14 protein-coding genes, 1 tRNA gene and 1 other annotated feature are annotated in these 12,962 nt (G+C 43.1%); of the genes, 2 read left to right on the forward strand and 13 right to left on the reverse strand.

What is annotated here, in order from left to right; genetic code table 11:
- The 4 genes from V7K40_RS04785 to V7K40_RS04800 form a co-directional block, all read right to left on the reverse strand.
- A partial coding sequence (locus V7K40_RS04785; RefSeq protein WP_334957223.1) for a type I restriction endonuclease occupies positions 1 to 1,585 on the reverse strand: 1,585 nt, incomplete at its 3' end.
- A 178-nt stretch (positions 1,586 to 1,763) separates the two neighbouring features.
- Entirely contained in the window at positions 1,764 to 2,165 is a 402-nt protein-coding gene (locus V7K40_RS04790; protein WP_334957225.1) for a Uma2 family endonuclease, read from the reverse strand.
- Between the two features lie 59 nt (positions 2,166 to 2,224).
- A complete protein-coding gene (locus V7K40_RS04795) occupies positions 2,225 to 3,571 on the reverse strand; it encodes a restriction endonuclease subunit S (RefSeq protein ID WP_334957227.1) in 1,347 nt (448 codons plus the stop codon).
- A gap of 27 nt (positions 3,572 to 3,598) precedes the next feature.
- A complete protein-coding gene (locus tag V7K40_RS04800) occupies positions 3,599 to 4,708 on the reverse strand; it encodes a hypothetical protein (RefSeq protein WP_334957229.1) in 1,110 nt (369 codons plus the stop codon).
- Positions 4,709 to 4,991: 283 nt separating this feature from the next.
- Here V7K40_RS04800 and V7K40_RS04805 point away from each other — a divergent pair, with 283 nt between their 5' ends.
- A complete protein-coding gene (locus V7K40_RS04805) occupies positions 4,992 to 5,330 on the forward strand; it encodes a hypothetical protein (protein ID WP_334957231.1) in 339 nt (112 codons plus the stop codon).
- 4 nt (positions 5,331 to 5,334) lie between these two features.
- On the opposite strand, the gene V7K40_RS04810 is transcribed toward V7K40_RS04805, so the two are convergent.
- The 9 genes from V7K40_RS04810 to rplS all read right to left on the reverse strand — a co-directional run bounded on the left by V7K40_RS04810 (position 5,335) and on the right by rplS (position 11,824).
- Entirely contained in the window at positions 5,335 to 6,918 is a 1,584-nt protein-coding gene (locus V7K40_RS04810; protein WP_334957233.1) for a class I SAM-dependent DNA methyltransferase, read from the reverse strand.
- 388 nt (positions 6,919 to 7,306) lie between these two features.
- A complete protein-coding gene (gene rplL, locus V7K40_RS04815; RefSeq protein WP_298920961.1) occupies positions 7,307 to 7,696 on the reverse strand; it encodes a 50S ribosomal protein L7/L12 in 390 nt (129 codons plus the stop codon).
- Positions 7,697 to 7,782: 86 nt separating this feature from the next.
- Positions 7,783 to 8,427, reverse strand: a complete 645-nt coding sequence (rplJ, locus tag V7K40_RS04820; protein WP_334957235.1) for a 50S ribosomal protein L10 — start codon at positions 8,425 to 8,427, stop codon at positions 7,783 to 7,785.
- A gap of 63 nt (positions 8,428 to 8,490) precedes the next feature.
- Positions 8,491 to 8,658, reverse strand: a sequence feature (ribosomal protein L10 leader region).
- A 109-nt stretch (positions 8,659 to 8,767) separates the two neighbouring features.
- Complete coding sequence (gene rplA, locus V7K40_RS04825; RefSeq protein WP_334957237.1) at positions 8,768 to 9,481, reverse strand: 50S ribosomal protein L1; 714 nt, start codon at positions 9,479 to 9,481, stop codon at positions 8,768 to 8,770.
- 138 nt (positions 9,482 to 9,619) lie between these two features.
- Positions 9,620 to 10,045 carry a 50S ribosomal protein L11 gene (rplK, locus tag V7K40_RS04830; RefSeq protein WP_334957239.1) on the reverse strand — a complete coding sequence of 142 codons (426 nt, stop codon included), beginning with the start codon at positions 10,043 to 10,045 and terminating at the stop codon, positions 9,620 to 9,622.
- Positions 10,046 to 10,051: 6 nt separating this feature from the next.
- Positions 10,052 to 10,693 (reverse strand): transcription termination/antitermination protein NusG, encoded by a 642-nt coding sequence (nusG, locus tag V7K40_RS04835; protein WP_273766608.1) that lies wholly within the window; start codon positions 10,691 to 10,693, stop codon positions 10,052 to 10,054.
- Positions 10,693 to 10,914 (reverse strand): preprotein translocase subunit SecE, encoded by a 222-nt coding sequence (gene secE / locus V7K40_RS04840; protein WP_334688948.1) that lies wholly within the window; start codon positions 10,912 to 10,914, stop codon positions 10,693 to 10,695. The genes nusG and secE overlap by 1 nt, the downstream gene beginning before the upstream one ends.
- Before the next feature lie 320 nt (positions 10,915 to 11,234).
- Positions 11,235 to 11,307: transfer RNA gene (locus V7K40_RS04845), tRNA-Trp, on the reverse strand.
- Between the two features lie 154 nt (positions 11,308 to 11,461).
- Entirely contained in the window at positions 11,462 to 11,824 is a 363-nt protein-coding gene (gene rplS, locus V7K40_RS04850; RefSeq protein ID WP_334957242.1) for a 50S ribosomal protein L19, read from the reverse strand.
- Positions 11,825 to 11,977: 153 nt separating this feature from the next.
- Between rplS and V7K40_RS04855 the strand changes: the two genes are divergently transcribed.
- On the forward strand, positions 11,978 to 12,922 hold the full coding sequence (locus tag V7K40_RS04855) for a glycosyltransferase family 2 protein (protein WP_334957244.1): 945 nt from the start codon (positions 11,978 to 11,980) through the stop codon (positions 12,920 to 12,922).
- The last annotated feature ends 40 nt before the right edge of the window (positions 12,923 to 12,962 follow it).

Raw genomic sequence — 12,962 nt, forward strand, 5'->3', positions numbered from 1 at the left:
CCAAACCTCTCCCCGAAGCGGAGAGAGGCTTTGAACTCTGATTTTCTTGCTCCTCCCTCTCCTCGTAGGAGAGGGAGGCTGGGTGGGAGAGGTCTGCGGTTTCACCCCTCTCCAAACCTCTCCCCGAAGCGGAGAGAGGCTTTGAACTCTGATTTTCTTGCTCCTCCCTCTCCTCGTAGGAGAGGGAGGCTGGGTGGGAGAGGTCTTTGCGTTCATTAATTTTGTTAAATTTCTGAACCATTCCAAAAACAATACCCGGCCCTGTTTGTCGCAGTTTCTTCGCTAAATCTTTGATGCTTATTGCTACTTGCAGAGTTTGACCAGAAAGGGTTGCTGTTTGTTGAAGTTGCTCTTCTAAATCTGTGCGATCGGTAACGATGACAGCTTTAAACTGTTGAAGTTGGGGAATTGTCCGCAGTTTGCGGAGGATAAACACCATATCCAAGCTTTTACCAGAGCCTTGGTAGTGCCAGATAATACCGCCGCGCTGGTCTTCGCTACCGTGTTGTATTTTGGTTTTACCGTGTAGCAAGCGGTCAACGGCTTTGGATACGCCACGAAATTGTTGATAGCGCGGGACTATTTTGATTCGACGGTTGTGTTTGGTTGTGAACAGAATGTAGTGGCGCAGGATATCCAGCAGGTTGGTGGGGTGAAGCATTCCGGCGATGAGTTGCTGGCGGCGGTTAAGTTTGGATGGGTCAATTAAATCTTCTAACTTTTCGCCGCTTTTGACTGCTGTTATTTCGCCTTCCTGAGTAGGGGAAGGTTCAGGTAACAAGTAATTAGATGCACTTGAGATTAATTCCTCTTCGGGAAGGGTAGGGTTTGTGATGTCTAAAACCTGGGTGATTAAGTTGGAATCAAAAGGGCTGGTGTCTTTCCATTCCAGATAATGCTTGGGTTGACTCCCTACCGTACCCACAACAGCCCGCCCGGAGGTGCAGGAAATCATCAATTGGTTGTAGTGAAAAAGGCGCTCAATTCCTTCTGGTAGCGGGCTGTGGCGTTGGTTGGAGTATTTTAGCAAGTCTTGAATCCCAGATTTGAGCATATCTGCACCTGGGGCTTTGCATTCGATGACGACGAGGGGGATACCGTTGACAAACAAAATGATATCAGGGCGGTAGTGACCATTCGGGCCTTTTACTCCCGGTGGGTCGATGCGGAATTGGCTGATGGCGAGGAAGTCGTTACGTTCGGGGTGGTCGAAGTCTATCAGGTTGATGGTAATTTGTTTTCCTGTGAGTCCTTCAACTTTCACGCCTGTGAGGAGGAGTTTTGTCAGGGTTTCGTTTTTCTCCATCAGTTTACCGGGGCCGAGGTTTTGCAGTTGGCTGATGGCTTGGTTGATGCGGCGTTGGTCTAGCCAGGGTTGTCCGTTGTCGTCGAGGTTGATTTCTCTCAGTTGGCGCTGGAGTCGGGGAATTAGGAGAACTTCGTGGTAATCGTGGCGTTGTTCGGGGATTGCTGCGAAGGGGTTTGCTTCGATGTGTTCCCAGCCTAAACCGCCGGGAAGTTGTTGCATTTTTTGGAGTTGTTCTATTGTGGGTAATTCTGTATATGTGTATTCAAGTCCCGTCATTTTGCGCCCCCTGTGGCGGAAATTCTACGTCTTCGTACAGCAGTTCTATAGGAAATTTAAACTCAATACAAACTAACTCAATTTCTTCACCGTTGGTATAAGAAGTTAGTTCCCATTTGCTGCGTTCGTTGAGGCGGAAGATTTCTACGCCAATGCTTTCGGAATTAATTAGTACGTATTACTGCCAAGTTTCTAAACGGCGATATTGGGCAAATTTAGCACCTCGGTCGTAGGCTTCAGTTCCGGGAGATAGAACTTCAACAATCAGTTTAGGAAATCGAATGACTTGAATGGCTTGTCTATCTTGGGCATTGCAGGTTACAAGTACATCAGGATAGAAAAAGGAACCTTTTTCTGTAATTCCCACTTTGGCATCAGAACCCAAAACCCTGCAAGAACTCCCTCTGACATGGGGTCTAAGTGCAGCGATGAGGTTAACAGCTATGGCGTTATGGGGAATTGTCCCGCCTGTCATGGCGTAAACTTCGCCATTTATATACTCGTGTTTAATCTCCTGTCTCGCTTCCCATTGGAGATATTCGTCGGGGGTTAAGTGGTATTTATTGGGTGTTGCAATCATTGCCTTTTCTCCTGGACTTTCTTGTATTTTATATTCTTCTCAGATTTGTTCTTTTTTGGTTAAATTTTCACGCGCACACGTCCGGTTAAGAGGTCTGACATTAAACCTTTTTTTAAAAGTTTAAGTTTTTCTAATCGTGTTTCTTTACTACTAATTTGGCTATTAAATTTTATTAGGGATTTGGCTATGCGTTTTTGCTCTTTCATTGAGGGTAATGGAAAAATCAGGCATTTAATTGCCCCTTGAAAAAGGTTAGGTTGAGCCGCTTGAAGTTGTTGCACTAAAATTTGCGATTGAACAATATTTGATTGTAAGGTTGCTTCTATAAAATTGGAAAAGCATTTATTAGTGTTCAGTTTAATTAATGCAGCACTACGAACAAGGACACATTTAAAGTTATACGGAACTTCGCAGACACGCCCTATTGTTCCAGAACAAGAAATTAAAATATCTCCTGATTCTGGATAACATCTGCGAATCATTCTTTCATACTCATACTCTGGAACAAAGTCAACATCTTTTAAGGCAAGCTTTCCATGTAAAATATTACGAGCGCTAAGAAGAAAAATACCTGAATCTGTTCGTTTAGGTGTATGGTGGTCTCCATCAGTAACGTCATTTGCAATATCAGCAACTTTGACATAATCCCAATCTTTCGGAATTATCCCCAAGAGCGATCGCTTAAACAATTCAGGGTTACGTGTATAATCTCTAAGTTCGCCATGTTCGTCAATACCGCGTGTGAGCAGGTCGTGCAGCAGTCCGGCTTTAGCTTTTTTGAGTTTTGTGATGTGGGTGTCGGTGAGTGCGATCGCTTTATCAATCGCGTCGAGAATTTCAGCAATCTTTTGCTGTTCGTTAACAGGCGGTATGAAGATTAATAAAGTCTTTTGTAATGTAATGCCTATATATGAACGTGTAGATTGAGCAGAAAGTATTTGAAGTTTTTGCTGGAATATAGGCGAATTAAAAAACCAAAATATAAATATGTTTAATAATTGCTTACCTTCAGCAATCCGATAGTATGTAACTTGAGGGGTTAACATAACATCATGAAGCCATGAAGGAACAATAGCTGTTAGACCGATTGTTCCTTTATGGCTTAGTAGAACATCACCCGACTGAGCAAAACCTACTCTTAACGATTTATATTGCTTCCAACTAATCTTGTTGCAATCTGCTAGATTAATTTGCCTATTTACTAAATCCTTTGCCATTACAAAGGGAATTCCTTCAGTTACAAAGTCTTCAGATTTCGGATGAGCTTCTCCATGATTTCCGTCTTGTACATCAACGATTAAGCCTTTTATTAGGCAGTCTTTAATACTTAAACAATCCCAATCTTTTGGAATTTTACCAACAGGCGAATCTTTAAACTCCTCAGTTGTCACCAATATCTCACGCATTTTTTAAACCTTTCAAACTTCTGCCTTTTAGACATACCCCAACCCTTTCAACAACTCACTCAACCTTTGATTAACCTCCTCCTCCTCTTTCTCAATTTCCGCCAACGTCACCTTATACTTATCCCACCAATTCTCTACCGCAGCAATCACCATCTGACGGTGTTCACTCACATATCTCTCCAACTGCATCAACAAATCCGCCTTAAACAAATCCAACACCAACCCCTGCGCTTTCTCCTCACTCAAACCTGCACTCGCTGCTTCCAACTCTTTTACAAGCAACCCTTTCAACTCCCGCACAGACTTACGTGCTTCCTTCAACCTTTCCAAAATCTCCTTGTAAGGTTGTAACTGCACCTCAATCTCGGCAATTTCCTGCTCTTTTGGGATCACCATTGATTGCAGATTACCCAATTCCTCCTCTAAATCAGTCGCATCATTACCCTGTTTTTTCTCATACTTAATCGACCCCTTTTTACGGTCAGTTCCCAGTAATTCCTTCAGCCGTTTTTGACCATCCTTAATTGAATATTTCAATTCCTTCAGTTGTTCTTCTAATTGCTTGACAAAATTAACAGCTTCCCCATCTTCCGACGCTTCCCCTTCCTCCCCTTGTTCAAAGGCTTCCTTCTCCTGTTCCAAAGTAGCAACTTCCGCCTCAGCATCTTCCAACTGTTGCAAATACTGCGGAACCAGCGCCGGGACAATTTTGTGACTCAAAGCGTCAAACTTATTACCAGATTGCTTACTTTCCGTATCTTCCAAAGCATCCCGAATTGTATCCACCCAAGAATCAATCAAACCTTTAAAACCCAAATTCGCTAAACGTTTCAAATCAGCAGAAACTTCATAAGCATCTTCCCACCAGCTAGCAATGACTCCCATAGTCTTAAACCTATCTAACAAACCAATGGGACGCACCGCCGCTTCAAAGGTCTGTAAAAATTCTGCCCGTAGCTTCATCAACTGCTTGTTTTTAGGCAAATCAATTAAACGCTGTTGATGTTGCTGCCACCAATTGAGAGTAACTTGCCGTAGTTTCTCCTCCTGTTGTACAATCCCGGCATCAGTTTCAATGCGCTGCTTAATTTGGGCGCGTTCCGTTAACGTTGGCTGAAAATCTAAATATTCTTCCATATTTATTAATTCGTATCAGCTTGTTATATCATGTCTACTTGATTGCTTATTTAACTCGAAGAACCCCACCCCGCCTGCCTACGGTGTATACACAAGTCAAATTACCCCCCTTAATCCCCCCTTTTTAAGGGGGGAAACCAGAAATACAGTTCCCTCCCCTTTCTAAGGGGAGCCACTGCGTTGGGCGGCTCTGCCGACTTGAAGCATGTGGCGTGAGGGTTAGGGTGGGGTAAAACTGACGCGAAAAACCTTATCACCAAAGATTTGCAGTATTGCAATAACAATGATGCCTGCGGCGGGCTACGCCTACGCATTTGTTACTTTTCCGAACGCATTTGTTACTTTTGCGAACGCATTTGTTGCTTTTGCGAACGCATTTGTTACTTTTGCGAACTCATTTGTTGCTTTTGCGAACGCATTTGTTGCTTTTGCGAACGCATTTGTTACTTTTGCGAACTCATTTGTTGCTTTTGCGAACGCATTTGTTGCTTTTGCGATCGCATTTGTTACTTCGGCGAACTCATTTGTTATTTCGGCGAACTCATTTGTTATTTCGGCGATCGCATTTGTTATTTCGGCATACGCATTTGTTATTAGGACTTACGCACGAGTTACAGAATAATGGTTTACCCTACCCTTCGTTGCAACAAAGTCATCGGGTCAAAACCGTGACTAGTAAACAATTCTTGCTTTGCATCCACCTCAGACTTAGGTACACCACCCAAAAGATGCGATCGCACATCTTGAGGTTCTGGCGGTGGAGTATTATCAGCATAGCGGCGAATATTACAGTTATATTCGTAGTCAGCCAATTGTTGTTGAGTCACCACCACCGCATAACCAGGAATCCCAGGATAATCGGCATTAGTTGTAAAATCTTCATAAGCCGAGACAATTTTTTCTATATGTTCAGGACGCAAAGAATTTTGAGCGCGTCCAGCCTGAAATTCGGCATCAGCGTTGATAAATAACACCTTACCTTGAGTCGCTTTTGGTTTGGCACCTCTGGGACGCATCACCAAAATACACGCCGGAATCCCTGTCCCATAAAATAATTGTGGTGGTAAGCCAATCACTGCCTCTAAATTATCCTCTTCAATAAATAGCTGGCGGATTTTCTTTTCTTCTCCACCGCGAAACAGTACCCCGTGAGGCATTACTGTCGCCATAATTCCATCTTGCTTTAACACCGCTAGCATGTGCTGGGCGAACATCAAATCAGCTTTTCCACTCGTAGGGCAAAAAACACGGAATCGGTCTTTAAACTCCATATCATTATCTTTATTACCCCGGCTGTAGTTTTGCGAAAAGGGTGGATTACTTAGTATTCGGTCATAATGCTTTAAGTTACCCCCCTCTTTAATCGGCACCATCAAAGTATCGTCATTCTGAAGCACAGCATTGGGGATTCCATGCAGTAATAAATTCATCTTGCAGATAGCCCAAACTCCCCCGTTATTGTCTTGTCCGTAAAGTCTCAAATTACGAGAATTTCCACCGTGTTCTTCTATGTGCTGCTTAGACAGAATTAACATTCCTCCCGAACCCACACAGGGGTCATAAACCTCCATCCTTTCTTGGGGGTTGACAATTCGCACCATTAACTTCACGACTCCACGGGGAGTATAAAATTCACCGCCCTTTTTACCAGCAGAGTCAGCAAAGAAATAAATTAAATACTCATAGGCTGCACCCAATAAATCGGGAAATTCTAAATCTTCATTCCGTAGCGATCGCTTGTCAAAATGTTCTATCATTTGACGTAATTGCAAATCGCTTAAGGTACTCTTGCCACCCACCTGCTTATTAAAATCAATATGGTCAAAAACATCCTGCAACACCGCCTGATTAGCATCAGCAAGACTGTGTAAAGCAGTATTAAGTTTATTACCTATTTGTTGATGAAAGGTGTTAACTATAGTATTCCAACGAGATTGTGGTGGTACAAATAACGTATAAGCTTCAGTATCACTTGGAACATAGCGTTTAGGATTGTCAGCCCTTTCCTTAGCAGCTTCTTCACTCTCCCCTTTATCCATAAATTCCCTGACAATTTGCTGATAGCGCACCTCAAACACATCAGCAGCCCGCTTTAAGAACAGCATCCCAAAGATAAATTCCTTATATTCAGAAGCGTCCATTTTGCCGCGCAAAATATCAGCCGCCGCAAATAAGTGACGTTCCAGCTTCGGAAGAGTGAGTTTTGCCATAACAGTAGAATCCCCGGCTTTTGATTATCAATAATTTACCTTTACTTCCTGAGTGTCACCACTAATTAACTTACCCTCTGTCTTTTTATAGACAATCATTCATAATACCAACTTGAATACAAAAATGGTATTTTATACCAGGCTGATTGGATTTATAGACAAGATATAAAAAAAACAAGAAAAACAATGGGAACTTTTGAAACGAATGCAATTAGAAAGCCGGTCAAGTTTAAATTGCTGGGTAAGCAAGTTCGTAGTAAGAACTTTACTCCTTATTTTCTAGGCATTAAAGTGCTTACTACAATCCCTCAAAACTAGGCTGATATGAAAAAAAGGAGCCTGATTCAGACTCCTTAATCAAAAACTGTTACTAGTAATAGAATTGTGACTACTTAACAGTCACCTTACCGCCAGCTTCTTCGATGCGCTTCTTAGCATCTTCAGCAGCATCCTTAGCAATACCTTCTTTAACTGCCTTGGGTGCAGCTTCCACCAAGTCTTTCGCTTCTTTCAGACCCAAACCGGTCAATTCCCGGACAATCTTCAGCACGGCAATCTTCTTATCAGCTGGGACTGATTCGAGAACCACTTCAAACTCGGTTTGCTCAACAACTTCCTCAGCAGGAGCAGGACCAGTACCAGTACCTGTGAACGCTACGCCAACAGGTGCAGCAGCACTCACGCCGAAAGCTTCTTCAATTTGCTTGACTAACTCAGAAGCTTCCAGCAAAGATAGGGTTTTTAGCTGTTCTAAAATTTGATCGGTTGTAGCAGACATTGGTATAACTCCTGTAATTTTGATTATTTATTTGTCATGGGTCATTGGTCTTTAACTATAGACTTTTGACTGATGAACCACGAAGTCTATTCAGCAGCAGTTTCGGTGCTGCTATCTTGTACAGCAGCGGTTTCGGTGCTGCTATCTTGTACAGCAGCAGTTTCGGTGCTGCTATCTTGTACAGCAGCGGTTTCGGTGCTACCACCACTTTGCTCTTGGTCGGCCACAGCCTGCAAAGCACGAGCCAGTGAACCAGGAACTTCGTTGATACCCACAGCAATCTTGGTAGCCAAAGCGTTGATAGCCCCAGCAATTTGTGCTATGAGTTGTTCCTTAGATGGCAAGTCTCCCAATACCTTGACATCAGGTTCTTTTAGTAGACGACCTTCCAGTACACCACCGCGAAGTTCTGTTTTCTTGCTGACTTTTTGGAATTCTTGGTATGCCTTAATTGCCGATGAAAAATCTTCTTTTACCAGCAAAAAGGCGGAAGCACCATTAAGCAATTCTGACAAAGGCTGCCATTTTTCATCATCTTTAATGGCAATGCCCATTAGGGTGTTCTTCGTCACCTTACAAACGGTGCCACTGGGACGCAGCCGCCGCCGTAAGTCTGTAATTTCAGAAACTGTTAGCCCCTGATAGTCAATTACCAGTGCCAGAGTTGACTCACTCAAAGTTTCTTTGAGGTCAGCTACTATTTCTTTTTTGTTTTCTATTGTTCTACCCATTCCAATCTCACCTCCTTAAAATAATCGGGGAAGTGCCCTAGTTGTACGTTTCTTCTAAACCTGAATCCAAACAACAAACCCCAGCTAATATAGCCGGGGTTGAGTAGTAAGACTCTTAATGCCATAGTTATCACATCTTTATAGGTGATAATTGTGACAATTAGAGTTTTAACCTCGGCAGGATATTAAGCTATTAGCACCTGCTGTCTCCGGCTTTGCCTATTTAATTTAAAGTTAGGAACAAGTAGTTAGGAGTAGAGACGCGATTAATCCCGTCTATACAGGAGTTAGGAATAAAACTTATAACTCTTAACTCCTAACTTATAACTCATAACTCTTATTAACCTGCTTCGCTCAGTTTCAAATCTCGTAGGGCGGTGATATCAACTTTAATCGATGGCCCCATAGTGGCTGACACATAAAATGTACGCCAATAACGACCTTTAGCTCCTGAAGGACGGTTACGGTCAATCGTCTCCTGTAATGCCTTTAGGTTGACTAACAAATCTTCAGGCGAGAAAGTTGCCTTACCAAACATAACATGGACAATACCAGTTCGATCAGCTCGGAATTCTAATTTACCAGCTTTAAATTCGGCGATCGCACTTGCTAAATCAAATGTCACGGTTCCACCCTTAGGCGATGGCATTAAACCACGTGGCCCAAGCAACTTACCCAGCTTTGCCACCTGTGGCATTACATCAGGTGTGGCAATCAGCTTGTCAAAATCCATCCTACCTTTCTGGATTTCGTCAATCAGTTCTTCTGAACCTACTATATCAGCACCAGCGTTGCTTGCTTCGTTTACCTTTTCGCCTCTGGCTATCACCGCCACCCGGATGATTTGTCCTGTACCTTTAGGCAATCCTACCGTTGTCCGTAACTGTTGGTCTGTATACTTGGGGTCAATTCCCAGCCGGATATGCGCTTCAGCAGCTTCAGTAAATTTAGCTGTTGCTGTGTCTTTGAGAAGGGCTAAAGCCTCTAAGGGTTGATAGTCCTTCTCTTCTACTTTTGCTTGCAACGTCTGCAAACGACGCGATATTTTTACCATTTTTTTCTCCTGGGGTAATTCCGAAGCTTCGCCTCTCCCCCGATACAATTTTGGATTTTAGAGTAGGAAGTTAAAAGTGAGGAATGAGGAGTTACTAATTTAAAATTCATAACTCATAACTCATAACTCATAACTTTTTCAATCTGTGACTGTTATACCCATATTCTTAGCAGTTCCTGCCACAATCTTCATTGCCGCGTCTATGTCGTTGGCATTAAGATCGGGGAGTTTCGTTTGGGCTATTTCTTGCAATTGAGCTTTGCTAATTGACCCAACCTTCTTTTTATTGGGTTCATTCGAGCCTTTTTCAACTTTCGCCGCTTTCCGAATCAGCACTGATGCTGGTGGCGTCTTGAGTACAAATGTAAAACTCCGGTCTTCAAAAACCGAAATTTCTACAGGGATCACCATTCCAGCTTGATCTGCTGTTTTGGCGTTGTATTCTTTACAAAACATCATAATGTTGACGCCGTGTTGACCCAACGCGGGCCCCACTGGCGGCGCTGGATTGGCTTTTCCAGCATTCAGGGCCAGTTTTATGACCGCTACTATTTTCTTCGCCATTTGTATTTAGCTCTGTTTCTCTACCTGATTAAATTCCAATTCTACTGGTGTATCCCTGCCGAAAATTGACAGCAAGGCTTTGAGCTTACTCCGCTCTGGAGAGACTTCAATCACCTCGCCTTCAAAGTCTTTAAATGGACCAGAAAGTACCATGATTTTATCACCAGTAGCCATGTCAATTTTGACAACAGCTTCCTGTTCGCTGGTTTGTTTGAATATACGTTCGACTTCTGAAGAACTCAGTGGTATGGGGTTGACATGACCGCGACCCTTACTACTACCACGTTTTTGTTCTGAACCCACAAAATTAATTACATGGGAGGTGTTTCGTACCACCTGCCAGGTATCATCATCCATCATCATCCGCACCAGCACATAGCCAGGGAAAACTTTTTCTTCTGTATGCTGGCGACTGCCATCTTTGCGGATTTTCACCGCTGGCGTTTGCGGAATTTCTACCTGGACAATTTTGTCAGCTACATCAAAAGTTTGAATGCGTTGCTCTAAGTTAGTCTTTACACGCTTTTCACAGCCTGAGGCTACTTGCACTGCATACCAGCGTGCTTCTTTTGACGCTGCTTCTGCTGTTTCTCCTGTTTCCTCCGACTGCAACGTGGAGTTGCGAGGTTCGTCTGTTGCAAAAGTCATCAGAACACCTGTTTTGCTGCCCAACCAAACAATCCATCGACCAAGTATATCAAAGATGCGGAGAGTGCCACCATTAACAACACAGCGGCGGATTCGCTCACTATCTGCTTCCGACTCGGCCACACTACTTTCTCAAGTTCTTCTCTGATTCCCTGTATGAAGTTGCCAGGGCTAAACCCATTTGTGGTTTCTGGCAATTCTGCTTCACTTTTTTTGGCCACGACCGTTTATCCCCCCTTTGTCACTCAATTTTGGATTTTGGATTTTAGATTTACCCCATACCTTAAGGCAAAGGCGCTTAATTTTAGATTTTGGGTTGTCGATTTTAAATTTATTCTGAATCTAAAATCGGCAGATTTTCTCTTTTTAATCCAAAATCTGAAATCTCAAATTCGATGATCCCAGTTTGCAGTTTCGACTCTATTTCACTTAACTGAAAGCAAAACAACTGCAAATACAATAAGTTTACCCGAAATTATTATCGCTAACTGCTATATTAGCAGCTGCGTAATTATTTCGGGCTTTGTTTTTTGCTCTTAAGCGCGCCCTGGAGGACTTGAACCCCCGACATCAGGTTTTGGAGACCTGCGTTCTACCAACTGAACTAAGAGCGCACAAGCTGTTTTTGATTCAGTCATTGCGCTGAACTAAATTTCAGTTTAACGCAATACGCGATTTATATCATATCTCAATTTTGCCCTTGGGAACAAGTCAGCGGCAGATGCCGCTTGAGGCTTGAGATTTCTCCCATAATGATTGAAGGACGAATCACAAAGGGCGGTCAAACCGTTGCTTGATCCGAGTTGCCTTACCTACGCGAGCGCGGAGATAATACAGTTTAGCACGGCGTACCTTACCGCGACGTAATACCTTGATGCTGTCAATCCGGGGAGAATGCAACAGAAACACCCGCTCGACGCCCACACCTTGAAAAACCTTACGGACTGTAATAGTTTCGTTAATGCCACCATTGCGCTTGGCAATCACTACTCCCTCGTAGGGTTGTACACGGTACTTTTCGCCTTCCTTGATTTTCACTCCCACTTTTACTGTGTCGCCCACATAAATGTCGGGCAAATTCGATTTTTTCTGTTCCGCTTCAATGGAGCGGATAATCTCTTGAGCGTTCATAGTTTTTCCGTCTGCTTACAAAAAACTCCCAATCATCAATCATAAATCGATAATCCTATTTCAGTCTACTTGTTGTGATTGATAATTTTACTGATACAACAGCCTAGAGATCAAAGCTATATTGCAGAATGCTGTACCACAGGGATGAAATTTATGAAATTTAGCGTCGTCATCAGTACCTATAATCGCTTGAACTTGCTGCAAAGGGCAATTGACTCGGCTCGGAACCAAACAATCGAGTGCGAGGTGGTTGTTGCTGACGACTGTTCATCTGATGACACCCAAACATATCTTAAAAGCTTAGGGGACAATGTTGTTTACCATCGGAACGAAGTGAACCTTGGTCATGCAGCAACCGTAAATGCTGGAGTTGCCAAAGCTAGTGGCGACTGGATTAAGTTTTTAGATGATGATGACTATTTAACGCCCAACTGCATAGAAGAGATGGCTAAGGCGATCGCACTTCGTCCCGATGCTGTAATCTGCTCTTGTGTGGCAGCTCAGGTGGATGGCAATGAAGTTGAACTCAGTCGCACCCCCCAAGTTGGCCCTGGATTAGCTTTTTATGTCCCACAAGCCGATATTCACTACGGTATGCTCTTAGAGCTTGTACCCTTTGGCACACCTGTACAAGTAGCTTGCCGACGTGATGCTTTCTTACAAACTGGTGGTTGGGACTCCACACTCGATGCTAATTGTGATGACATCGATTCTTGGATTCGGATTGCTCAGTTTGGTGATGCTATTTTCTTCAACCAATGTCTTGCTTACCGCACTATTTGGCCGGGTGCGTATAATCAAAAGTTTTCTTTGTCTCGGCGGTTGGCTACAAATATTTTGATGAAGGAGAAAATTTACGCCTTGGTAAATGACCAACATCGCTCAAAGATTCCTGTCTTTCAGGATATAAAAAATTACCTGAAACTCCATTGGATTTTAGTAGCATTGAAGCAAAAAAATATCAAGAGTTTTCTTTCAATGATAGATCCGTCTGTACTTTCTCCTCAGTCTTGGAAGTTTTTGCTAACTGCTGTCTCATCACGCCGCTCTCAAGGACAAAATTCTGAGATTCGTAAACTTGTATTGATTGAGTCCTAAGTTTTTAAGCATTGATAAACATTTGCTCATCAGAGAATAT

It is taken from the genome of Nostoc sp., assembly GCF_036917195.1.
Taxonomy (GTDB): Bacteria; Cyanobacteriota; Cyanobacteriia; order Cyanobacteriales; family Nostocaceae; genus Nostoc.